The 23,589-nt window shown below is 66.4% G+C and carries 20 protein-coding genes; 8 read left to right on the top strand and 12 right to left on the bottom strand.

The window, feature by feature from the left end; genetic code table 11:
• Positions 1–22: 22 nt before the first annotated feature.
• Positions 23–943, bottom strand: a complete 921-nt coding sequence (locus IN820_RS17240; RefSeq protein ID WP_193682153.1) for an aldo/keto reductase — start codon at positions 941–943, stop codon at positions 23–25.
• A gap of 417 nt (positions 944–1,360) precedes the next feature.
• Here IN820_RS17240 and IN820_RS17235 point away from each other — a divergent pair, with 417 nt between their 5' ends.
• Positions 1,361–1,540, top strand: coding sequence for a hypothetical protein (locus IN820_RS17235; protein WP_193682152.1), 180 nt, complete (start codon positions 1,361–1,363; stop codon positions 1,538–1,540).
• On the opposite strand, the gene IN820_RS17230 is transcribed toward IN820_RS17235, so the two are convergent.
• The 4 genes from IN820_RS17230 to hslO form a co-directional block, all read right to left on the bottom strand.
• Positions 1,537–3,465, bottom strand: a complete 1,929-nt coding sequence (locus tag IN820_RS17230) for a RecQ family ATP-dependent DNA helicase (RefSeq protein WP_193682151.1) — start codon at positions 3,463–3,465, stop codon at positions 1,537–1,539. The two genes, IN820_RS17235 and IN820_RS17230, sit on opposite strands and share 4 nt — an antisense overlap.
• Positions 3,466–3,622: 157 nt before the next feature.
• Positions 3,623–4,225 carry a nitroreductase family protein gene (locus tag IN820_RS17225; protein WP_193682150.1) on the bottom strand — a complete coding sequence of 201 codons (603 nt, stop codon included), beginning with the start codon at positions 4,223–4,225 and terminating at the stop codon, positions 3,623–3,625.
• A gap of 358 nt (positions 4,226–4,583) precedes the next feature.
• Entirely contained in the window at positions 4,584–6,128 is a 1,545-nt protein-coding gene (locus IN820_RS17220) for a phosphoenolpyruvate carboxykinase (RefSeq protein WP_193682149.1), read from the bottom strand.
• 207 nt (positions 6,129–6,335) lie between these two features.
• Positions 6,336–7,223 carry an Hsp33 family molecular chaperone HslO gene (hslO, locus tag IN820_RS17215; protein WP_193682148.1) on the bottom strand — a complete coding sequence of 296 codons (888 nt, stop codon included), beginning with the start codon at positions 7,221–7,223 and terminating at the stop codon, positions 6,336–6,338.
• A gap of 196 nt (positions 7,224–7,419) precedes the next feature.
• On the opposite strand from hslO, the gene IN820_RS17210 reads away from it, so the two are divergent.
• Complete coding sequence (locus IN820_RS17210) at positions 7,420–8,211, top strand: phosphatase PAP2 family protein (RefSeq protein WP_193682147.1); 792 nt, start codon at positions 7,420–7,422, stop codon at positions 8,209–8,211.
• On the opposite strand, the gene IN820_RS17205 is transcribed toward IN820_RS17210, so the two are convergent.
• Positions 8,208–8,606 carry an RNA-binding S4 domain-containing protein gene (locus IN820_RS17205; protein WP_193682146.1) on the bottom strand — a complete coding sequence of 133 codons (399 nt, stop codon included), beginning with the start codon at positions 8,604–8,606 and terminating at the stop codon, positions 8,208–8,210. The two genes, IN820_RS17210 and IN820_RS17205, sit on opposite strands and share 4 nt — an antisense overlap.
• Positions 8,607–8,707: 101 nt before the next feature.
• Between IN820_RS17205 and rimB the strand changes: the two genes are divergently transcribed.
• Together rimB and rimK are read left to right on the top strand one after the other, a co-directional pair.
• Entirely contained in the window at positions 8,708–9,175 is a 468-nt protein-coding gene (rimB, locus tag IN820_RS17200; RefSeq protein WP_446686660.1) for a retropepsin-like aspartic endopeptidase RimB, read from the top strand.
• Complete coding sequence (gene rimK, locus IN820_RS17195; protein WP_011911526.1) at positions 9,172–10,077, top strand: 30S ribosomal protein S6--L-glutamate ligase; 906 nt, start codon at positions 9,172–9,174, stop codon at positions 10,075–10,077. Before rimB ends, rimK begins: the two co-directional genes overlap by 4 nt.
• Before the next feature lie 95 nt (positions 10,078–10,172).
• On the opposite strand, the gene IN820_RS17190 is transcribed toward rimK, so the two are convergent.
• Both IN820_RS17190 and ompR read right to left on the bottom strand, forming a co-directional pair.
• Positions 10,173–11,492 carry an ATP-binding protein gene (locus IN820_RS17190; protein WP_193682145.1) on the bottom strand — a complete coding sequence of 440 codons (1,320 nt, stop codon included), beginning with the start codon at positions 11,490–11,492 and terminating at the stop codon, positions 10,173–10,175.
• Positions 11,493–11,697: 205 nt separating this feature from the next.
• Positions 11,698–12,432 carry an osmolarity response regulator transcription factor OmpR gene (gene ompR / locus IN820_RS17185; protein ID WP_193682144.1) on the bottom strand — a complete coding sequence of 245 codons (735 nt, stop codon included), beginning with the start codon at positions 12,430–12,432 and terminating at the stop codon, positions 11,698–11,700.
• Positions 12,433–12,703: 271 nt separating this feature from the next.
• On the opposite strand from ompR, the gene IN820_RS17180 reads away from it, so the two are divergent.
• From IN820_RS17180 to gshA, 3 genes are all read left to right on the top strand, one after another.
• Positions 12,704–15,019, top strand: a complete 2,316-nt coding sequence (locus IN820_RS17180) for a Tex family protein (RefSeq protein WP_193682143.1) — start codon at positions 12,704–12,706, stop codon at positions 15,017–15,019.
• A 2-nt stretch (positions 15,020–15,021) separates the two neighbouring features.
• On the top strand, positions 15,022–15,411 hold the full coding sequence (locus IN820_RS17175) for a PaaI family thioesterase (RefSeq protein WP_193682142.1): 390 nt from the start codon (positions 15,022–15,024) through the stop codon (positions 15,409–15,411).
• A gap of 128 nt (positions 15,412–15,539) precedes the next feature.
• Positions 15,540–17,126: a glutamate--cysteine ligase gene (gshA, locus tag IN820_RS17170; protein WP_193682141.1), complete on the top strand. Its 1,587-nt coding sequence runs from the start codon at positions 15,540–15,542 to the stop codon at positions 17,124–17,126.
• A gap of 269 nt (positions 17,127–17,395) precedes the next feature.
• Here gshA and argA read toward each other — a convergent pair whose 3' ends face one another.
• From argA to IN820_RS17150, 4 genes are all read right to left on the bottom strand, one after another.
• Positions 17,396–18,694 (bottom strand): amino-acid N-acetyltransferase, encoded by a 1,299-nt coding sequence (argA, locus tag IN820_RS17165; RefSeq protein ID WP_193682140.1) that lies wholly within the window; start codon positions 18,692–18,694, stop codon positions 17,396–17,398.
• Between the two features lie 46 nt (positions 18,695–18,740).
• Positions 18,741–19,898, bottom strand: coding sequence for an acetylornithine deacetylase (gene argE / locus IN820_RS17160; protein ID WP_193682139.1), 1,158 nt, complete (start codon positions 19,896–19,898; stop codon positions 18,741–18,743).
• A 133-nt stretch (positions 19,899–20,031) separates the two neighbouring features.
• On the bottom strand, positions 20,032–21,297 hold the full coding sequence (locus IN820_RS17155) for an inorganic phosphate transporter (RefSeq protein WP_193682138.1): 1,266 nt from the start codon (positions 21,295–21,297) through the stop codon (positions 20,032–20,034).
• 39 nt (positions 21,298–21,336) lie between these two features.
• A complete protein-coding gene (locus IN820_RS17150) occupies positions 21,337–22,014 on the bottom strand; it encodes a TIGR00153 family protein (protein WP_193682137.1) in 678 nt (225 codons plus the stop codon).
• Positions 22,015–22,127: 113 nt separating this feature from the next.
• On the opposite strand from IN820_RS17150, the gene IN820_RS17145 reads away from it, so the two are divergent.
• Positions 22,128–23,492 (top strand): CYTH domain-containing protein, encoded by a 1,365-nt coding sequence (locus tag IN820_RS17145; RefSeq protein WP_193682136.1) that lies wholly within the window; start codon positions 22,128–22,130, stop codon positions 23,490–23,492.
• The last annotated feature ends 97 nt before the right edge of the window (positions 23,493–23,589 follow it).

Below are 23,589 nucleotides of genomic sequence, written 5' to 3'. Positions count from 1 at the left end.
ACGGTTAGCGGTGTCGTGACACTCAACTGAACGCCTGGACGATCAGCTCGCGTTGACGCGCATCCGGCAGGCGGCCCTTGCCTGCCAGCAGGTTGTCGGCCATGTAGCGCGGCGTCGAGGTGGCCGGAATCACCACGGTCACCGCCGGCTCGGCGAGGATGAACTTGAGCAGCAGTTGCGCCCACGAGCTGGCATCGATCTCCGCCGCCCATTCCGGCAGCGGCTGTTGCCTGACCCTGGCGAAGGCCTGGCCGCGCAGGAACGGCCGGTTGATCAGGGTGGCGATGCCGTTGTCGGCGCAGTAGGGCAGCAGGCGCCGCTCGGCGTTGCGCTCGCCCACCGAATAGTTGAACTGCACGAAATCGATAGCCTTTTCCTTCTGCAGCACCGCCAGCAGATCGTCGTGCGCCGACTCGACGTAATGGGTGACGCCGATGTAGCGCACCCGGCCTTGCTCCTTCAGCTCGCGCAGCAACTGCAACTGGGTCCCGGTGTCCTGCAGGTTGTGCACCTGGATCAGGTCGATGGTCTTGCTCTGCAGCGCCGCGAAGCTGGCTTCGATCTGCCGTTCGCCAGCGGCGCGCCCGGTGGAGGACACCTTGGTGGCGAGGAACAGCTTGCCCTCGGCATCGGCGCGCTTCTTCAGCTCGCCGGTGACCCGCTCGGCATTACCGTAGCTGGGCGCGGTATCGATCAGCGTGGCGCCGCCGTCCATCAGCAGCCGCAGCACTTCGAGCAGATCGCCCATCTCGGCGCCGTTCGGATCGACGTTGAACGTGCCCGAAGTGCCCAGGCCGATCACCGGCAGGGTTTCACCGCTGGACGGGATCGCCCGCTTGATCAGCCCATCGGCAGCGAACGACAGGCTCGGCAGCAACGGCCCCAGGGCAGCCAGGGCCGCGAGAGAGGCCGAGCCGTGCAGGAACTGGCGGCGTTTGTACATGGGTGCTTTTTCCTCCTGTGGCAGGGAAACGGCAGCGGCACCAACGGCCGCTGCGCCGGACAGCGAGGATTGAGTATGGTCGATGACAGCAAAGCCGCCCGGCGCGACAGCGTCGGAGTTTTTCCTGATGTTTCACCTTCCCGTGCCGGCTGCCGCAGCCAATATCGCCGCCGATCAATGAGGCGATCGATCGGCACATTCGACCGGCAGCCTGTTGGCCATAGCATGTCCGGGCAGCATTCCATGCTGGCACTTTGCTGTTAATTGGGTATAACCTCGCCCGCCGTCTCCCGCAGCGCATGTCCGCCCCGTACCCAGATCGCCACCGCTACCGGACCAGACCCCAACATGCCTCGTACATCCTCCTCCGCCACTGATCGCCGCAGTCCCAGGGGCCGACGATACCGGAACGGAGCGGTGTGCCTGGGCTATGTCATCGGCCTGCTGCTGGTCTTCGGCCTCAGCCTCTATCTGTTACCGGGAGATGCCGGGGTCGGCAAACTGCTGTACGACGCGGGCCTTCCGCTGGCAAAGACGGACGCCGAGGACTCGCCGGATTTCGCTGCGCCGGATGCTGCCCGCACACCGCGGCCCTAGACACGTGCGAGCCGCTCGCGTACTTCGGCATAGGGATAAGCCTCCAGCGAGGCGAAGCCGGGGATGCCACGCGCCTTGAGCCTGGTGAACAGCGGCACGCTGATGCCGCAGAGAAAGCGCGTCAGGCATTCGTTGCCGGGCTCGCCACCCTTCGCCTGCCGATAGTGCTCGACGAAGTCGGCACAGCGGGCGGCGACGTCGATCTCGCCCAGCGGAATGCGCGGCGGCGGCTCGGGCAGTCGTGCGACACGCCCCAGGCAGACCGAACAATGCCCGCAGCGCCGCGGCGCCTGGGCATCACCGAAATAATCGGCCAGGCGCCGGCTGAGGCAGTCGTGCGATTCGAACAGCGCGAGCATGGCGTCGATGCGGGTGATCTCGCTGGTTTCGTGCTGCTTGAAGTAGGCATGCAGCTCGGCGCTCAGTGCTTCGGCGTCGAAGCTCGCATCGAGCAATGCATAGACCTCGGTCATCTGCTTGCTCTCCAGCTCGATCCAGCCCTTTTCCTGGAAGTACTCCAGCGCCTTGACCACCCGTGCGCGGTCGGCGTTGTGCTGCTGGTAGAGGGCGTCGAAGTCCAGGGTGCACCAGGTCCGCGCACGCGCCGAGGTGTGCATGATGGCCTCGACGAACTGGCGACGCTCACCCTCGAACCGGGCGACCAGCGCCTCGGGTTCGAGCAGGTACTTGAAGCGATATTCGGCGAAGTAGGCGAAACGCGGTGCGATGATGCCTTTGAGTTCAAGCTGCACCAGCAGCGTTTTCAGCGGCAGCTGGCGGATGTTGCTCTGCTCGGAAAGCTGATTGAGCATCAGCTCCCACTGCCCACCCGCGCCGGACTGCAACAGCTCGTCCAGCACGCAGCGAATGCCCTGGCGTTCCGGCGTATCCCCATAGACGAAGTTCTGCAGCACGCTGAGGCTGTCGCGATTGGCCAGCACCAGGCAGTCGGAAGGCTGGCCATCGCGCCCGGCGCGGCCGATCTCCTGGCTGTAGTTCTCCACCGATTTGGGCAGGTCGTAGTGCACCACGTTGCGAATGTCGGCCTTGTCGATGCCCATGCCGAAGGCGATGGTGGCAACGATGCAGTTCAGCTCGCCGGCCATGAAGCGCCGCTGGATCGCTTCACGCCGCTCATGGTTCATCCCGGCGTGATAGGCGCTGGCCGGAAAGCCGCGCTGCGCCAGGTGCTCGGCGACCTGCTCGGCGGTCTTCTGCTGGGTGACGTAGACGATGGTCGGCTGGGCGCCCTTGTCGGCAAGCCATTCCACCAGCCGGCGCTGCTTGGCAAAGCCGCTGACCGGCTCCACCAGCAGATTGAGATTGGGCCGGTAAAAACCGGTGGTCACCACGTCATCCGGAGCGATGGCGAACTTGCGCTGCATGTCGGCGATCACCGGCGGCGTCGCCGTGGCGGTCAGCAGCAGCACCTGGGGAATGTCGAACTGGCGCTGGTAGTCGGGCAGCTTGAGGTAGTCGGGACGGAAGTTGTGCCCCCACTCGGAGATGCAGTGCGCCTCGTCCACCACCAGCAACGAGATCGGTACCTGGCTGATGAAGTGGCGGAAGCGCTCGTTCTTCAGCCGCTCCACGGAAATCATCAGGATCTTCAGCTCCCCGGACTTGGCCCGCGCCATGGTTTCGCTGGCCTGCTCGCGGCTCTGCGCCGAATCGATGCTGCCGGCGGCAATGCCGTGGCGGTGCAGAAAGGCCAGCTGATCCTGCATCAGCGCCAGCAGCGGCGAGACCACCAGGGTCAGGTGCGGCAGCAGCAGCGCCGGCAGCTGATAGCACAGCGACTTGCCCGAACCGGTGGGGAAGATCGCCGCCGCCGAACGGCCCGCCACCACGGCGCGGATAGCCTGTTCCTGGCCGGGACGGAAGCCGTCGTAGCCGAAGGTTCGGGCAAGAGTCTGCTCGATCATCGTTGGTCACTCCTTTGACGAGGGGAACCCCGAGGTTAACAAAAAGGAGAGACACCGTAGGGTGGATCAGGCTTCACCGATCCACCGGGCAAGGTCACGGTGGATGTAAAGAGCGACATCCACCCTACGCCGACAGGTGCAGCGCCGAGGCGATCGGTCAGAACCGGTCGCGGATGACCACCTCGTCGAACGGCAGCTTGCCGACCCGCGGCTTGGGCTCGACCGTGCCCCTGCCGATCGCGACCATCAGGCCGATGACGTGGTTTTCCGGCAGCTCGATCAGCCTGGCCACGGCGTCGAAGTCGAAGCCGTCCATGGGGCAGGATTCCAGCCCCTTGGCGCGCGCGGCCAGCATCAGCGTCTGCGCCATCAGGCCGCAGCTGCGCATGGTTTCGTCGCGCTGCACCTGCGGCTTGTCGCGGTAGTAGGCGTCGATGGCACCGGCCATGTAGTCCTGCACTTCGGCGGGCGCGCCCTCCCAGACACGGCGGGCGTTCTGCGACCAGCTGTCGAGCTTGGCGCAGACCACCACCAGCATCGAGGCATCGGTCATCTGCGCCTGGTTCCAGCCCACCTCGCGGATCTGCGCACGCAGGGCCGGATCGCTGACCTCGACCAGGCGCACGTGCTGCAGGTTGAAGGCCGACGGCGCGAACAGCGCCAACTGCAGCAATTCGTCCTTCTCCTCGCGGCTGAGCGGGAACGTCGGATCATAGACTTTGACGGCGCGGCGAGTACGAATGGCGTCTACGGTGTTCATGGCGACTCCCAGGGTGAATGTGAGGAGGCCATGCTAAGGGCGGCGATCGATCGAATCCACGCGGGCGGCCCGATGCGAATCATCGACCCGTTCGATGCGTACCACGCAGCGCGCGGGCAGTTAAAGAAAAGGCTCTGTCCCAATTGCGTGTCGCTCGAAGTGTCGAGGTGTTCTGAACGTCCGTAGGAGCGGGCCGTGCCCGCGAAGCTTTGCCCGCTGGAATATTCGCGGGCATGGCCTCGGCGTCCCCGCCCTCTCCTACAGGGATACGTCTATCCGCAACAGCCAACTCGGACAGAGCACCAAAGAAAAAGGCCGCCCGAAGGCGGCCTTGACGTAGCGCATCTAGCAGCGCGGCTCAGAGCTGCGGGCCGGCGTTCTTGATGGCGTCGGAGACGTCGAACTTCTTGAAGTTCTCGATGAACTTGGCCGCCAGTTCCTTGGCCGCCTGGTCGTAGGCGCCCTTGTCGGCCCAGGTGTTGCGCGGGTTGAGCAAGTGGGTCTCGACACCGGCGACGGCCTTCGGCACGTCCAGGTTGATGATCGGCAGGTGCTCGGTCTCGGCACCGACCAGCGCGCCGCTCTGGATCGCCGCGATCACCGCGCGGGTGGTCGGGATGTTGAAGCGCTTGCCGACGCCATAGCCGCCGCCGGTCCAGCCGGTGTTGACCAGGTAGACCTTGGAGCCGAAGCCATTGATGCGCTTGATCAGCAATTCGGCGTATTCGCCGGCCGGACGCGGGAAGAACGGCGCGCCGAAGCAGGTGGAGAAGGTCGACTTGATGCCGCTGCCCGAACCCATCTCGGTGGAGCCGACCAGCGCGGTGTAGCCGGAGAGGAAGTGGTAGGCGGCCTGCTCGTTGTTGAGGATCGACACCGGCGGCAGCACGCCGGTCAGGTCGCAGGTGAGGAAGATCACCGCGTTCGGCTCGCCGCCGAGGTTCTTCTCGCTACGCTTCTCGACGTGCTCCAGCGGATAGGCGGCGCGGCTGTTCTGGGTCAGGCTGGCGTCGGCGTAGTCGGGCAGGCGGCTGTGCTCGTCGAGCACCACGTTTTCCAGCACGGCGCCGAACTTGATGGCCTTCCAGATCACCGGCTCGTTCTTCTCGGACAGGTCGATGCACTTGGCGTAGCAACCGCCCTCGATGTTGAACACGCGACCGACGCCCCAGCCATGCTCGTCGTCGCCGATCAGGTAGCGGCTCTCGTCGGCGGACAGGGTGGTCTTGCCGGTGCCGGACAGGCCGAAGAACAGGGTGGTGTCGCCGTCTTCGCCGATGTTGGCAGCGCAGTGCATCGGCAGCACGTCGACGTCCGGCAGCAGGAAGTTCTGCACCGAGAACATGGCCTTCTTCATTTCACCGGCGTAGCGCATGCCGGCGATCAGCACCTTCTTTTCGGCGAAGTTGAGGATCACGCAGCCATCGGAGTTGGTGCCGTCACGCTCGGGTACGCACTGGAAGAACGGTGCATTGAGGATGCGCCATTCGCCCAGGCCGGCCGGGTTGAACTGTTCCGGGGTGATGAACAGGCAGCGCCCGAACAGGTTGTGCCAGGCCGTTTCGGTGGTCATCTTGACGGGGAGGTAATGCTCGGGGTCGGCACCGACGTGAACGTGCGACACGAAGTTGTCACGTTCGCCCAGGTAGGCTTCGACGCGGGTCCACAGGGCCTCGAAGTTGCCGGCCGGGAACGGACGGTTGATCGGGCCCCAGGCGATCTTGTGCTGGGTGCTGGGCTCTTCGACGATATAGCGGTCAGCCGGAGAACGACCCGTGCGATGCCCGGTCTTCACCACCAGAGAGCCATTGGCGGCCAGCTCGCCCTCTGCGCGCTTGACGGCTTCTTCGATCAATTGGGCGGTGCTGATGTCGGTGTACACGGCGTTGGTGGCTTGCGTCATGAGTGTCCCCGTCGGCCCTGGGCCGATTCCTCCATGCTGTTGTAGCCCACCGAACGGCGAACTACATCGAAAAATGTGCGCGCGATTATGCCAGAAAATGCGCCGCGCTGGGTATGAGCCTGTGATGGCCAAAAGGTTCACCGGGGGCGGCTGGCGTTTTGCAACCGGCACGCAGCCAGGCGCCATCGCCACCGCCGCCGGTGGTCATCAATGCCGGGTATCCGAAGGGGCGTCGCTGCCGCCACCGGCGAACAGCTGGGCGATATCCGCCGCATCGTAGGTGTACTTGTGGTTGCAGAACTGGCAATCGATGCTGACCGTACCGCCCTGCTCCGCGACCAGTTGCTCGGCATCGTGCCGGCCCAGGCTGACCAATGCGCGGGCCGAACGTTCGCGCGAGCAGCTGCAGCGGAACTGGATCGGCCGCGGCTCGAACAGGCGCAGTTGCTCCTCGTGATAGAGGCGGTGCAACACGGTTTCGCCGTTCAGCCCCAGCAGTTCCTCGGCGGTCAGCGTATCGGCCAGGGTACGCAGATGCTGCCAGCTGGCTTCGCGCTCCTCGGGGTCCGTGATGCGATCGGCCGGCAGTTGCTGCAGCAGCAGACCACAGGCACGGCGGCTGTCGGCATTGAGCCAGAAGCGCGTCGGCAGTTGTTCGGAGGCGGCGAAGTAGTTCGTCAGGCATTCGGCGAGGTTGACCCCATCGAGGCCGACGATGCCCTGGTAGCGCTGGCCGTTGGCCGGGTCGATGGTGATCGCCAGCATGCCTTCGGGCATCAGCTCGGCCAGGCTCGCGCCGGGCGCGATCTGCTCGGCATGGTAGCGGGCGATGCCGCGCACCTCGCGCTCGCTGGAGCATTCGACCATCAGCAACGGCACCGCGCCGCTGGAGCGCGCCTGGAGGACCAGCAGGCCATCGAACTTGAGCGTGCCGACCAGCAGCGCGGCGGCGGCGAGCAGTTCGCCGAGCAGTTGGGCCACCGGTTCCGGATAGCTGTGTTTGGCCAGCACGTGCAGGTAACTGTCGCCAAGCGTGGCGATTTCGCCACGAACGTCGGAGTCATCGAAGAGAAAGCGTTGGGTTTGATCGGACATGCCGGGGCTCGCAGGGGAAACGGCGGAGGAAGCCGGCAATTTTAGGCGCAAAGCCGGCCCGGACCAAGGGCGCCCGCCGGACGGGGCGCCGAGCCGGGCCAAGCTGAACGGCGCCTGAACGGCTCGCGGGTAGTCAGGACAGGCGCAATGGCAGGCTCTAGCATCGCGCGCCATCGCAACCCCAGGGATGAATGCCATGTCCGTGACCACTCCCCAGGCGCGCTGGCGCCCATTGCCACTGCTCACGACCCACCTGCTCGCCGGGCTGTTGCTGTTCAGCTGGCTCTGGCCCACCAGCCGCCCACTCTGGGATGCGCTCGATCAGGCGACCTTCCACCTGCTCAACGGCTCGCTCGGCAGCGTCCCGCTCTGGGACTGGCTCTGGGCCCTGGCCAGCGTGCGCGTCTTCGACATCCTGGTCGGCGCGCTGCTGCTGACCCTGCTGATCCGCCGCGACTGGCTGTTCGCGCAACACCAGCTGCGCCCGGCACTGTTCACCTTCGTCGGTCTGCTGCTGGTGTTGCTGGTGATCCGCGTGCTGGTGACCAAGCTGGCCGGGCATTTCGGCTGGCAGCATGCCAGCCCGTCGGTCGAGATCGCCGGCGCCTACCACCTGAGCGATCACTTCCCGCTGCTCGAGCGCGTGTTCGAACTCAAGGACCGCTCCAGCCGCAGCTTCCCCGGCGATCACGCCTCGGTGCTGCTGATCTGGGGGCTGTTCATGGCGCTGTTCGCCCGCGGCGGTCGCCTCGCCGTGGTGGTCACCGCCACCTTGCTGTTCATGCTGCCGCGGCTGGTCGCCGGCGCCCACTGGTTCAGCGATGACTTCGTCGGCGGCCTGCTGATCGCCTTGCTGGCCATCGGCTGGGGCTATTGCACGCCGCTGGGGGCGCATATCGCCGCCGTGCTGCTTTGGCTCGCGCGTGCGCCCATGCAAATGGCCGGCAGGCTGCCGCTGTTGCGCCAGCTGGCGGTGCTGCGCGACTAGTCGGGCTTGAAATCACGCAGCAGCTGGATCTGCCGGCGCTGCTTCTTGCTCGGCCGGCCGTCGGTCTGCATGCCCAGCGCACCAGCCTTGCGCAGCGCCGCGGCCTGCTCGCGCGCCGCCACGCTCTGCGCGGTTTCCTCGTAGAGCGTCTGCGCCTCGGGCGCGCCGCGGCGCACCGCCGACAGCACCCGGATGACCACCGTGCGCTCGTCGAAGCCGCTGCGGATCACCAGCTCGTCGCCCACTTTCGGCTCCTTGCTCGGCTTGCAGCGCTCACCGCGGCAATGCACCTTGCCGCCTTCGATGGCGGCCTTGGCCAGCGCGCGGGTCTTGAAGAAGCGCGCGGCCCATAGCCACTTGTCCAGGCGCACCTTGTCGTCGTCTTTTTCAGCCATCGTCCAGCTCTATCTCCTACACGTCGTTCTAGGGTGTTACAGACGGATGCAGTTGTCATGCGTGCCGACTAGAATGCCCGCAAAATCTCCGGACGCCTCCTTTGAAGAGCCTCGACCCCCATACCGTCATCGGTCTGCGTGAATGGATCGCCCTGCCGGATCTCGGCGTGGTGGGCCTGCGCGCGAAGGTCGACACCGGAGCCAGCACCTCGGCGCTGCATGCCACCGACATCAGCGAATTCGAACGCGACGGCCAGCGCTGGGTCCGTTTCACCGCGCACCTGGGCACGCTGGTGCAGCGTCGGCATCGCTGCGAAGCACCGCTTGTGACCCGCAAGACCATCAAGAGCTCCAATGGCCAGGTGCAGACGCGCTACGTGGTCCGAACCCTGCTCGCCCTCGGCAGCCGCGTGTGGCCGGTGGAGTTCACCCTGACCTGCCGCAAGACCATGCGCTACCGCCTGCTGCTCGGCTCCAAGGCGCTGGTCGAGGGGCAATGGCTGGTCGATCCGTCGCGAACCTACGTCCAGGACAAACCCCAGATCCTCACTTCTTCCGGTGCTCAATGAAAATTGCCGTGCTGTCGCGCAACCCGCGCCTGTATTCCACCCGTCGTCTGGTCGAAGCCGGCGAGCAGCGGGGCCACGAGGTGGTGGTGATCGACACCCTGCGCGCCTACATGAACATCGCCAGCCACAAGCCGCAGATCCATTACCGCGGCAAACCGCTGGAGGGGTTCGACGCGGTGATTCCGCGCATCGGCGCCTCGGTGACCTTCTACGGCTGCGCCGTGCTGCGCCAGTTCGAGATGCAGGGGGTGTTCCCGCTCAACGAATCGGTGGCCATCGCCCGCTCGCGCGACAAGCTGCGCGCGCTGCAGTTGCTGTCGCGACGCGGCGTCGGCCTGCCGGTGACCGGCTTCGCCCACTCGCCGGACGACATTCCCGACCTGATCCGCATGGTCAACGGCGCCCCGCTGGTGATCAAGGTGCTGGAAGGCACCCAGGGCATCGGCGTGGTGCTCTGCGAAACCGAGAAAGCGGCCGAGTCGGTGATCGAGGCCTTCATGGGCCTCAAGCAGGACATCATGGTCCAGGAGTACATCAAGGAAGCCGGCGGCGCCGACATCCGCTGCTTCGTGGTCGGCGACAAGGTCATCGCGGCGATGAAGCGCCAGGCCAAGCCCGGCGAGTTCCGCTCCAACCTGCACCGCGGCGGCTCGGCCAGCCTGATCAAGATCACCCCCGAAGAGCGCATGACCGCCATCCGCGCGGCCAAGGTGATGGGCCTGAACGTCGCCGGGGTGGACATCCTGCGCTCCAACCACGGCCCACTGGTGATGGAGGTCAACTCCTCGCCGGGCCTGGCCGGCATCGAGGAAACCACCGGCAAGGACGTCGCCGGGCTGATCATCCAGTATCTGGAGAAGAACGGCGGGCCGCACCTGACCCGGACCAAGGGCAAGGGCTGAAAGGCAGCGGCAAGCTGCAAGCCTCAAGCTGCAAGAAAGAGCAGGGAGCGCCCGCCGTCGCGCTTTTACTTGTCGCTTGCAGCTTGCCGCGGCTTTTACGCCTTTATCGCATCGCGCGGCAGCAGCAATCCCAGCGGCAGGCTGACCCGGGCTTCGAGGCCGCCGCCTTCGCGGTTGCGCAGTTCGACGATGCCACCGTGCTGCGAGGCGATGCGCTTGACGATCGCCAGGCCGAGGCCTGCGCCCTGGCCGCCGCGGGCGCGGTCGCCACGGATGAACGGATTGAAGATGCCCTCCAGCTCGGCCGGATCGATGCCGGGACCGCGGTCGAGCACGCTGAGCACCACGTAGGGCGCATGCCGGTCGCCGGAAACGTAGGCCGCCACTTCGACGCCATTGCCGCCGTAGCGCAGGGCGTTCTCGATGAGGTTGACCAGCAGCCGCTTGATCGACACCCGGCGCAGGGCGAATGGCGGCATCGGCTCGACGCACAGGCGCACCGTTTCCTGCTGCTGGTTGTAGGGCGCGACCACCTCGCGGATCAGCGCACCGAGGTCGGTGGTCTCCACCGGCTCGTCACTGCCGTCGCGGACGAAAGCGAGGAACTGGTCGAGGATCGCGTTCATGTCCTCGACGTCACGGATCATGTCCTCGGTCAGCTCGTCGTCACCAGCCATCAGCTCAAGCGACAGGCGCAGGCGCGTCAGCGGTGTGCGCAGGTCATGGGAGACGCCGGCGAGCATCAGCTCGCGCTCGCGGCCGGCCTGCTCGACGTCCTCGGCCATCTGGTTGAAGGCGCGGTAGACCTCGGTCATCTCGCTCGGCGTGTCGCTGATCGGCAGCCGCACGCGCCGGCCCTTGCCGATCTGCCGGGCCGCGTAGACCAGGCGCTTGAGCGGCAGGTTGAGCTGGCTGACGAAGATCCAGGCCGCGCCGGTGGACAGCAGGCCGATGCCGAGGAACCAGCCGAGCACGCTCCAGATGCGCTGGCCGCGCAGCGGATAGGCGTACAGCGGCACCCGCACCCAGTCCGCGCCCAGCGCCGGCGCGCGGACCCAGATGGCGGTGGAGGGCTGGATGCGTACCCGCACCTCGGTCTGCTCACCCAGCTCGTTGCGCATCTGCCGCTGGAAGATGTCGGTGTAGGGCCAGTGGTACTCGCTGCGCGGCACGTTCTGTTCGGGCACCGGCTGCAGGCCGGCGGCACGACCGATGCGCTCGCGGTCCTCGATGTCGGCCGCCCAGTAGGCACGCAGGGCCAGCGCCGCGCCGTGGCTGTACTGGCGGTCCACCAGCACGTCCTCGTTGGCCATCAGATAGACCAGGGTGAGGACCTTGGAGAACAGCACCACGATCAGCACCATCCACAGGGTGCGGGCGAAGAAGCTCTGCGGGAACCACAGCGGGGTTTTCACGAGCAGCAAGCCTCAAGCTTCAAGCCGCAAGAAAGAGTGCTCCGCGGGCAAGCACAGAGAACCGTGTAGGAGCGCGCCATGCGCGCGAATCGCGGGCGCGGCCCGCTGCTACCTTCGCTCCCGCATCCAGCTTGTGCCGGCGTCAAGCGAACTGCATGACGCCATTCCCCCACCACTTGCAGCCTGTAGCTTGCCGCTTGCCGCCTCATTTGTTGCCATCGGGCACGAACACGTAGCCCACGCCCCAGACCGTCTGGATGTAGCGCGGCTTGGATGGGTCGGGCTCGATCAGTCGGCGCAGGCGGGAGATCTGCACGTCGATGGAGCGCTCCAGCGCGTCCCACTCGCGGCCGCGGGCGAGGTTCATCAGCTTGTCGCGGGTCAGCGGCTCGCGGGCGTGCTGTACCAGGGCCTTGAGCACGGCGAATTCGCCGGTGGTGAGCATGTGCACCTGGTCGCCCTTGGTCAACTCGCGGGTCGCCAGCGACAGCTGGTATTCACCGAAGGTGACCACCTCGTCCTCGCTGGCCGGTGCGCCGGGCACCTGCGGCGCCTGCCGGCGCAGCACGGCGCGGATGCGCGCGAGCAGCTCGCGGGGGTTGAAGGGCTTGGCCAGGTAGTCGTCGGCGCCTTGCTCCAGGCCCTGGATGCGGCTGGTCTCGTCGCCCTTGGCGGTGAGCATGATGATCGGAATCTGGTTGTTGCTCTGGCGCAGCCGATGGCAGGCGGACAGGCCATCCTCGCCCGGCATCATCAGGTCGAGCACCACCAGTTGGAACAGTTCGCGGCTGAGCAGGCGGTCCATCTGCTCGGTGTTTTCCACGGTGCGGACACGATAGCCCTGCTCGTCGAGGAAGCGCTCGAGCAGGCGCCGCAAACGGGCATCGTCATCGACGATGAGGATTTTTTCGCCTTCGTTGGCGGACGCAGTACTGCTCATGGAAACTCCCGGATTAGCGACAGCGCATTATGGCGCAGTGTGGATTGGCGCTTCTGACAGCCATTGTTAGCAGATTTTGCGAAAGAAGCAGCCATAAGCTGCAAGCTGCAAGCTGCAAGCTGCAAGCTGCAAGCTGCAAGCTGCAAGCGAGTTTGGGAGCACCCAGGCGCCTGTCATCTCCCCACGCTTGCCGCTTGCGGCTTGCCGCTGCTTTAATCCCGCCTTTTCGCGCAGGCCCGGCCTGCATGGTTCGACTGACCCAGGTAGGTTCATGGACAGCATCAATTCCCGTATCGCCAACGAGCTGGGCGTGCGCCCGCAACAGGTCGCCGCCGCCGTGGCGCTGCTCGACGAAGGTTCCACCGTGCCCTTCATCGCCCGTTACCGCAAGGAAGTCACCGGCAGCCTCGACGATACCCAGCTGCGCAACCTGGAAGAACGCCTGCGCTACCTGCGCGAGCTGGACGAACGCCGCGCCTCGATCCTCGCCAGCATCGAGGAGCAGGGCAAGCTGACCCCCGAGCTCAAGCGCGAGATCGACCTGGCCGACACCAAGACCCGCCTCGAAGACCTCTACCTGCCGTACAAGCAGAAGCGCCGCACCAAGGGCCAGATCGCCCTGGAAGCCGGTCTCGGCGAGCTCGCCGATGCGCTGTTCGGCAACCCGGAGCTCACGCCGGAGCAGGAAGCCGAGCGCTTCATCGACGCCGAGAAGGGCTTCGCCGATGTGAAGGCCGTGCTCGAAGGCGCCAAGTACATCCTCATGGAGCGCTTCGCCGAAGACGCCGACCTGCTGGCCAGGCTGCGCGAGTTCCTCAAGCACAACGCCACCCTCAGCGCCCGCGTGGTGCCCGGCAAGGAGAACGAGGGCGCGAAGTTCAGCGATTACTTCGAGCATGACGAAGTGCTGAAGAACACCCCCTCGCATCGTGCGCTGGCGATCTTCCGCGGGCGCAACGAAGGCATCCTCGGTGTCAGCCTCAAGGTCGGCGACGAGACGCCCGGCAGCATGCACCCGGGCGAGACGATGATCGGCGAGCGCTTCGGCATCGCCAACCGCGGCCGCGCGGCGGACAAGTGGCTCGGCGAAGTGGTGCGCTGGACCTGGAAGGTCAAGCTCTACACCCATCTGGAAACCGACCTGCTCGGCGAGCTGCGCGACAAGGCCGAGGACGAAGCCATTTCCGTGTTCGCGCGCAACCTGCACGACCTGCTGCTGGCCGCGCCGGCCGGCCCGCGCGCGACCCTGGCGCTCGACCCGGGCCTGCGTACCGGCTGCAAGGTCGCCGTGGTCGACGCCACCGGCAAGCTGCTGGAAACCGCCACCGTCTACCCGCACGCGCCGCGCAACGACTGGGACGGTACCCTGGCGATCCTCGCCAAGCTGTGCGCCAAGCACGCCGTCGACCTGATCGCCATCGGCAACGGCACCGCCAGCCGCGAATCGGACAAGCTGGCCGGCGAGCTGATCAAGAAGGTGCCGGGCCTCAAGCTCACCAAGATCATGGTCAGCGAGGCCGGCGCCTCGGTGTACTCGGCCTCGGAACTGGCGGCCAGGGAGTTCCCCGATCTGGACGTGTCCCTGCGCGGCGCCGTGTCCATCGCCCGCCGCCTGCAGGACCCGCTGGCCGAGCTGGTCAAGATCGACCCCAAATCCATCGGTGTCGGCCAGTACCAGCACGACGTCTCCCAGCTCAAGCTGGCGCGCTCGCTGGACGCGGTGGTCGAGGACTGCGTGAACGCCGTGGGCGTGGATGTGAACACGGCCTCCGCCGCCCTGCTGGCGCGCATCTCCGGCCTGAACGCGACCCTGGCCAACAACATCGTGCAGTTCCGCGATGCAAACGGCGCGTTCAAATCCCGTAGCGAGCTGAAGAAGGTGCCGCGCCTGGGCGAGAAGACCTTCGAGCAGGCCGCCGGCTTCCTCCGCGTGATGAACAGCGACAACCCGCTGGACGCCTCGGCCGTGCACCCGGAAACCTATCCGCTGGTCAAGCGCATCGCCGCCGACACCGGTCGCGACATCCGCTCGCTGATCGGCGATTCGGCCTTCCTCAAGCGCCTCGATCCCAAGCAATTCACCGACGAGACCTTCGGCCTGCCCACCGTCACCGACATCCTCGGCGAGCTGGACAAGCCCGGCCGCGACCCGCGCCCGGAGTTCAAGACCGCCGAGTTCCAGGAAGGCGTCGAGAAGCTCAGCGACCTCGAGCCGGGCATGGTGCTCGAAGGCGTGGTGACCAACGTGACCAACTTCGGCGCATTCGTCGACATCGGCGTGCATCAGGATGGCCTGGTGCACATCAGCGCGCTGTCGGAGAAGTTCGTCAAGGACCCGTACGAGGTGGTCAAGGCCGGCGACATCGTCAAGGTCAAGGTCATGGAAGTGGACATCCCGCGCAACCGCGTCGGCCTGTCCATGCGCATGAGCGATACGCCCGGCGAGAAGACCGACGGCCCACGCGGCGGCGGCAAGCCACGCGGCAACGCCCCGCGCAGCGAGCGCCACGCCCGTGAAGACAAGCCGGCACCGGCCAATGCGGCCATGGCCGCGCTGTTCGCCAACGCCAAGCAGCTGAGGAAATAAGCATGAGCATCCAAGTCGAGGCTGTGGGCAATTCCAGCGCCTTCGGTCGCCTGCTAGGTCTGGAGATCCATCAGGTCGGGCAGGGCGAGGCCGTGCTCGGCCTGACCATGCACGACGGCCTGCGCAATCTGCACGGCAAGCTGCACGGCGGCGCACTGTTCTCGCTGATCGACACCGCCATGGGCCAGGCCAGCCACAGCCTCGGCGACGGCTCGCCGAACAGCGTCACCCTGGAATGCAAGGTCAACTACATCCGCCCGGTGACCGATGGCGAGCTGCGCTGCCGCGCCTGGGTGGTGCATGGTGGCCGCCGCACCCAGGTGCTCGAAGCGGAAGTACACCAGGGCGACAAGCTGGTCGCCAAGGCGCAGGCCACCTTCGCCTGCCTGTAAATGAAGCGGCACGCTTCAAGCTGCACACATCAAGGAGAGGCACGTCCGGCTTTCTCTTGCAGCTTGTGGCTTGAAGCTTGCCGCTCTCCACCCCATATTGGGCCGACCGTCGCGAAGGAACCCACAAGTTGAGCGATCTCCTCTCCCATCGTCTGGCATTGCTGGCCGAGCACCCCCAGCGTTCGCTGCTCACCCAATGCCTGCACGGGATCGAACGCGAATGCCTGCGCGTCGACTCTCGCGGCCAGTTGGCCCTGACCCCGCACCCGGCGGCGCTGGGCTCGGCACTGACCCACCCGAAGATCACCACGGACTATTCCGAAGCCCTGCTGGAGTTCATCACCGGCACCGACAGCGATCCGCAGAACACCCTCGCCGAGCTCGAGGCCATCCATCGCTTCACCTATGCCAAGCTAGATGGCGAATACCTGTGGAGCCCGTCGATGCCCTGCCCGCTGCCGGACGAGGCGGACATCCCGATCGCCGAATACGGCAGCTCCAACATCGGCCGGCTCAAGCACGTCTATCGCCAGGGGCTGGCGCTGCGCTACGGCAAGACCATGCAGTGCATCGCCGGCATCCACTACAACTTCTCGCTGCCCGAAGAGTTGTGGCCGATCCTGCAGGCCGACGACGGCGACCCGCGCTCGGCGCAGGACTACCGCTCGACCCGCTACATCGGCCTGATCCGCAATTTCCGCCGCTACAGCTGGTTGCTGATGTACCTGTTCGGCGCCTCACCGGCGCTGGATGCCGGCTTCCTGCGCGGCCGCGCGCACCAGCTCGAGACGCTCGACGCCGACACGCTCTACCTGCCCTACGCGACCAGCCTGCGGATGAGCGACCTGGGCTACCAGAACAATGCCCAGGCCGGCCTCACGCCCTGCTACGACGACCTGCCCAGCTACGCCGAAAGCCTCTATCGCGCGGTGTCCACGCCCTATCAGCCCTACGTTGAGCTGGGCACCAAGGACGCCGCCGGCAACTGGCAACAGCTCAACACCAGCATCCTGCAGATCGAGAACGAGTACTACTCGAACATCCGCCCCAAGCGCGTCACCGCCAGCGGCGAACGCCCGCTGCAGGCCTTGCGCGCGCGCGGCATCCAGTACGTCGAGGTACGCTGCCTGGACATCGACCCCTTCCTGCCGCTGGGCATCGACGCCAGCGAGGCGCGCTTCCTCGATGCCTTCCTGCTGTTCTGCGCGCTCGAGGACAGCCCCTGCCTGGTCGAAGGCGAATGCGGCGCCGCCACCGACAACTTCCTCAAGGTGGTCAAGGAAGGCCGGCGCCCCGGTCTGGAACTGCGCCGCTGCGGCGAGAGCCTGCCGCTCGATGCCTGGGCCGACGAACTGCTCGACGCGATCGGCCGGGTCGCCGACCTGCTCGATCGCAGCCATGGCGACCGGCGCCATGCCGAGGCCCTGGCCGCGCAACGGGCCAAGGTCGCCGACAGCAGCCTGACACCCTCGGCGCGCGTGCTCGACGAGCTGCGCCGCAGCGGCGAGAGCTTCAGCCAGTTCGCCATGCGCCAGACCCTGGTCCATGCCGACTTCTTCCGCAGCCAGCCACTGAGCCCTGCCGAGCTGACCGAATTCGAAGCCGCATCGCGCCAGTCACTGACCGAACAGGCCGCCCTGGAAGCCCAGCAGGAAACCGATTTCGACCAGTTCGTCGCCGCCTACCAGGCGAGCCTGCTGAGTATTGGGGTCTAAAGGGCAGCTGCAAGCTGCAAGCTGCAAGCCCAAACGCATCGCCCCGATATGAGCCGCTCACAAGGTCAAAAAGCGGCCCCAGGCCAATGCCAATCAGGCACCGTAGGAGCGCGCCATGCGCGCGAATCGCGGGCGCGGCCCGCTCCTACATGCGCCCCCCTGCATCGAGCCTGCAAGCCGACGTTGAATCATCGGCATCGGCGTAGGGCGGGTTGCAACCCGCCGATTCAGCGTTGGCTCAGGCTCCGTCCGCGCGGGTTCCACCTGCCCTACAGCTGCTTCTCGAAAATCTTCGAATTGCGCTGGTAGTTGTACAGCGACGCCCGGGCCGCCGGCAGGCGCTCGACGCCGCTGGGCTCGAAGCCGCGTTCGCGGAACCAGTGGGCGGTACGGGTGGTGAGCACGAACAACTGCTTCAACCCCAGCTTGCGCGCGCGCTCCTCGATACGCTCGAGCAGCTCGTCGCCGCGACCGCCATGGCGGTACTCCGGATTGACCGCCAGGCAGGCCAGCTCGCCGGCATCCGAGTCGGCGATCGGATACAGCGCCGCGCAGGCGATGATCAGCCCGTCGCGCTCGACGATGCTGAACTGCTCGACTTCCCGCTCCAGCACCTCGCGCGAACGCCGCACCAGGATGCCCTGCTCCTCCAGGGGGGTGATCAGGTCGATCAGCCCGCCGACGTCCTCGATGGTCGCCTCGCGCAACTGCTCGAACTGTTCCTGGGTCACCAGGGTGCCGGCGCCATCGCGGGTGAACAGCTCGTTGAGCAGCGCCCCGTTGTCGGCATAGCTGACCACATGGCTGCGCCGCACGCCGCCGCGGCAGGCCTGCGCCGCGGCATCCAGCAGCTCGGCCTGGTAGTGGCTGCCGAGGCGCTCGACGTAGGCCGGGATCTGCTGCGGGCGCAGCTCGCGCACCAGCTTGCCGCTCTCGTCGAGCAACCCCGGCTCGGCGCCGTAGAGCACCAGCTTGTCGGCCTTGAGGTCGATCGCCGCGCGGGTGGCCACATCCTCGCAGGCGAGGTTGAAGATTTCCCCGGTCGGCGAATAGCCCAGCGGCGACAGCAGCACGATGGTGCGCTCGTCCAGCAGGCGGCCGATGCCCTTGCGGTCGATGCGCCGCACCTCGCCGGTGTGGTGGTAGTCGACGCCATCGAGCACGCCGATCGGCCGCGCGGTGACGAAGTTGCCGCTGGCCACGCGCAGCCGCGCACCTTGCATCGGCGAAGCGGCCATGTCCATCGACAGCCGCGCCTCGAGGGCGATGCGCATCTGCCCGACGGCGTCGATCACGCACTCCAGAGTCGGCGTATCGGTGATCCGCAGATCGCGGTGAAAGCGCGGCGCCAACCCGCGGGCGGCAAGACGCGCCTCGATCTGCGGGCGTGAACCGAACACCAGCACCAGGCGCACGCCGAGGCTGTGCAGCAGCACCAGGTCGTGGACGATGTTGGCGAAATTGGCATGTTCCAGACCGTCGCCCGGCAGCATGACCACGAAGGTGCGGTCACGGTGCGAATTGATGTAGGGGGAGGAGTCGCGGAGCCAGGTGACGTAGTCGTGCATGTAGAAGCCTTTGGTGGCGGGTCTGGTTCGGTACGGTGGCGCGGTGCTATGGCCGGGCGGCCGGCTGCAGACAGTAGTGCTCGATCAAGCGGCGCAGCATCTGCAGCGTCGGCTCGATGCACTCGAGCTGCAGGTATTCGTCGGGCTGGTGCGCGCAGGCGATGTCGCCGGGACCGAGCACCAGCGTCTCGCAGCCGAGCTGCTGAAGATAAGGCGCTTCGGTGGCGAATGCCACCGCCTCGGCACGGTGCCCGGTCAGCCGTTCGGCGAGGCGCACCAGCTCGCTGTCGGCCGCCTGCTCGAAGGGCGGCACCGCGGGGAACAGCGGTGCCAGTTCGATCTTTACCTGATGACGCTCGGCCAGTGGCTGCAGCCGTTGGCGGATGATCGCCCGCAGCTGTTGTGGATCCATCCCCGGCAGCGGCCGCAGGTCGAATTCCAGCGCGCACTGCCCGCAGATGCGGTTGGGGTTGTCGCCGCCGTGGATGCAGCCGAAGTTGAGCGTCGGCTGCGGCACGTCGAACAGCGGGTTGTGGTACTCGCCCTGCCACTGGCCGCGCAGCGCCATCAGTTCGCCCAGCACGCCGTGCATGGCCTCCAGCGCGCTGTGGCCGTAGGCCGGGTTCGACGAGTGGCCGCTCTGCCCGAGGATGTCGATGCGCTCCATCATGATGCCCTTGTGCAGGCGCACCGGGCGCAGGCCGGTGGGCTCGCCGATCACTGCGGCACGCCCGAGCGGCTGGCCGGCGGCCGCCAATGCACGGGCACCGGACATCGAGCTTTCCTCGTCGCAGGTGGCGAGGATCAGCAGCGGCCGGCGGAACGGCTGCTGCAGCAGCGGGCGAACCGCTTCGATGACCAGGGCGAAGAAGCCCTTCATGTCGCAACTGCCAAGGCCGTACCAGCGGTCGTCGGCCTCGCGCAGCTTCAGCGGGTCGGATGCCCACAGCGCGGCGTCGAACGGCACGGTATCGCTATGCCCGGCCAGCACCAGCCCGCCCGGCCCACTGCCGTAGCTGGCGAGCAGGTTGAACTTGCCGGGCGCGACTTGCGGGGTTTCGCAGGCGAAGCCCAACTCGCCGAGCCAGGCGGCCAGCAGCTCGATCACCGGGCGGTTGCTCTGGTCCCAGCCGGGCTGCGTGCAACTGACCGAGGGCGCGGCGACGAGCGCGGCGAACTGCTCCTTGAGCGGGGGAATGGGCACCGGTTACCTCCGTGGCGTGAGCGGACAGAGCATCCAGTGAAGCACGAAACGCGCCACGGCGGGACCCATGAACGACTACGCCCCGTCGGCTCGACGGGGCGTATCGGTACTCACGGCATGTCGCGCACGGCGATCAGGTGAAGATGCCGCGCAGGATCAGGAAGAACACGATGGCCAGGCCCGCGCCCACCGGCAGGGTGACCAGCCAGGACATGAAGATCTTGCCCACCACGCCCAGGTTGAGCGCACCGATACCGCGGGCGATGCCCACGCCGAGCACCGCGCCGACCAGGGTATGGGTGGTGGAAACCGGCAGACCGATGGCAGAGGCGCCGACCACGGTGGTGGCCGTGGCCAGCTCGGCGGCGAAACCGCGGCTCGGGGTCAGCTCGGTGATCTGCTTGCCGATGGTGGCGATCACCTTGTAGCCGTAGGTGGCCAGGCCGATGACGATGCCGACCGCGCCCAGCAGCAGCACCCAGCCCGGCACGGCCGACTTGGCGCTGATCGCCGCGCCCCCCTCGGATTGCAGCACGCCGACCACCGCCGCCAGCGGGCCGACCGCGTTGGCGACATCGTTGGAGCCATGGGCGAAGGCCATGGAGCAGGCGGTGAAGATCATCAGCACGGCGAAAACCTTCTCCACACTGGAGAAATGGAAGGCCTTGTCCGCTTCCACGTCGACCTTGATGCGCGTCAGCAGGGCGATGCCGAGCAGCATCACCAGCACGCCGACGCCAATCGCGAGCAGGAAGCTCTGGCCGCCACTGAGGTCCAGACCGATGTGCTTGAGGCCCTTGGACAGGGTCATCAGCGCCACCATGAAACCGGTGAGGAACATGTACAGCGGCACGAAGCGCTTGGCGTTGTGAAACGGGTCCTCGGTGTCGATGATCAGCCGCTGCACGCTCATGAACACGCCGAAGGCGATGGTGCCGGAAAGTACCGGCGAGACGACCCAGCTGGCGACGATCGGGCCGACGCCGCTCCAGTGCACCGCATCCACCGAGATGCCCACCGCCGCGAAACCGATCACCGCACCGACGATGGAATGGGTGGTGGAGACCGGCCAGCCCTTCATCGAGGCCACCAGCAGCCAGGTGCCGGCGGCCAGCAGCGCGGACATCATCCCCAGGACCATCAGGTCCGGCGAGATCATCGAGGCGTCGACGATGCCGCTCTTGATCGTCTCGGTGACCTGGCCGCCGGCCAGATAGGCACCGCAGAATTCGAAGACCATGGCGACCACGATCGCCTGTTTGATGGTCAGGGCGCGGGAGCCCACCGAGGTGCCCATGGCGTTGGCCACGTCGTTGGCGCCCACGCCCCAGGCCATGAAGAAACCGAACACGCAGGCGAGCACCAGGAGTACGAAGCCGTAATCCGCGATAAAGGACATAGAGAAATTACCTGTAGAACCCAGAAAGGACGCTGGCGCTCAACGCGCCAGCAATTGTTCCAGACGGTTGCCGACGCGCTCGGCGCGGTCGGCCACGTCACCGATCCATTCGATGATCTTGTAGAGGAAGATCACGTCGACAGCTGGCAATTCCTTTTCCAGGTGGAACAGCGCACGACGCACCGTGATCTGCATGCGGTCGGTTTCGCGCTCGATTTCCTCGAGTTCCTCGACCATTTTCTCGACGAGGGTGGCTTCGCGGCCGCTGAAGCCGGTTTCCAGCAGCGAATCCAGCTCCTTGAGCGCCTTCAGCGCCTGGGCGCTGGCGTCGACGCTGCGCTGCACATAGGCCAGCATCTGCGGTTGCAGCGCCTGTGGGATGGTCATGCAGCGGCCCAGCATCAGGCCGGCGATGTCCTTGGCACGGTTGGCGATCTTGTCCTGTACACTCAGCAGGTCCAGCAGATCGGAGCGCGGCACCGGCAGGAACAGGCTCTTGGGCAGGTGCTGGCGAACGTCCTTCTTCAGCCTGTCGGCCTCGTTTTCCAACTGGGCCATCTGCAGCTGAATCTGTTCGACTTTCTCCCAGTCTTCGGCCATCACCGCCTGGAACAGCGGCACCAGGTTCGCTGCACATTCATGCGACTTGGCCATATGCTGTTGCATCGGCCCGATGGGCGAGCGGCCGAACAAGCTGACGAAAGGATTGACTGGCATAGGGTATGGCCCCGGCTTGAAAGAGGCGGCAAGTATACGGACAGGCCATCACGCCTGCTACCGTGCGTCATCAGGCTGCAACATCAACACATCATAGGCACCCCGTCGGCATCATGCAGAAAGAAACCGAAATCAAGCTACGCGCCAGCCGCGAGACCCTGCTCGCCCTGCGCGAACATCCGCTGCTGAAAAAGCGCAACAAGAGCGGCTGGTCGCGCCATGAACTGTTCAACCAATACTACGACACCCCCGACCGCGAACTGGCCCAGGCCAGGGTCGCGCTGCGCCTGCGCCGCGACGGCGAGCAGTTCATCCAGACGCTGAAAAGCCGCGGCCAGAGCGTCGCCGGGCTGTCCGAACGCAACGAATGGGACTGGTACCTGGACAAGGCCAAGCTGGATACGAAGAAGCTCACCGACGACTGCTGGCCGGCCAGCCTCACCGGGCTCGACAAGAAGACCCTGAAGCCGATCTTCAGCACCGATTTCGTCCGCGAGAAGGCCGAGATCGCCTGGGGCCGCGGCAAGGCCCGAGTGGTGATCGAGGCGGCGCTGGACCTGGGCCGGGTGGTCGCCGGCAAGCAGGCCGAAGAACTCTGCGAACTGGAACTGGAACTGCGCCAGGGCGAACCCGAAGCGCTGCTGGAACTGGCCGTCGAACTGGCCGCCGACCTGCCGTTGATGCCCTGCGACATCAGCAAGGCCGAGCGCGGCTACCGCCTGTACGACGCCGACGGATACAGCCTGAGCCTGCCGGCGCCCGAGCCGGACCCCACGATGCCGCTGGACGACGCGGTGCTCGCCCTGGGCTGGCAACTGCTCGGCAACAGCCAGCGGCTGGCCGAACAGTACCGTTTCAACGGCCGCTGGAAACTGCTGGGCGACTGGCTGCAGCAACTGGTGGAGCTGCGCGCCCTGCTCGGCAGCCTCGGCCAGGCCGCACCCCGCGCCAGTAGCCGGGAACTGCGCGAACTGCTCGATGCGCTGATCCAGGACTGGCGACCACGCGTAGAAGCCGGCCAGGACGACGAAGGCGTGCGCCAGGCGGCACCCGCGCAGTTCGCCGCCGAACTCGACCAGACCCGCTGGGGCCTGCTCTCGCTGAAGGCCTCGCTGTGGCTGCTGCAACGCGGCTGGACCGTCGGCCGCAACGCCCGCGGCGAACGCCAGGGCGCCGCCGAGCTGGGCAAATGGCTGCCGCGTCAACTGGCCGAGGAAGCCGTGGCATTGCAACTACTGCGCTATCAGCAACAACCGGAAGACCTTGCCGAGCAGCGTCCGCGCATGGAGCGGCTGCTGGTCTGGCTGCGGCTGGCGCGCACGGTGCTGGAACTGCCGGAAGCCGACCGCCTCTACGGTGAGCTGGTAAAGCTCTACGCACTGGCGCAGCAGCCCTTGAGCGACGAAACGCTCGATGCCCGCGTCGAACAGGCCCGTACTGTGTGGACGCTCAAAGCCTGGAAGGCGCTGACCAAGTAAGCTGCGGCAAACCAACGTAGGGTGGATCACGCTTTACCGACCCACCGGCTGGCGTTCCACCGGGTGGCGCGCCACCGAGCGGAGCCAGGGTGGATGT

This window comes from Pseudomonas lopnurensis (genome assembly GCF_015070855.1).
GTDB lineage: Bacteria > Pseudomonadota > Gammaproteobacteria > Pseudomonadales > Pseudomonadaceae > Stutzerimonas > Stutzerimonas lopnurensis.
This window is presented reverse-complemented; position numbering and strand designations above follow the sequence as displayed.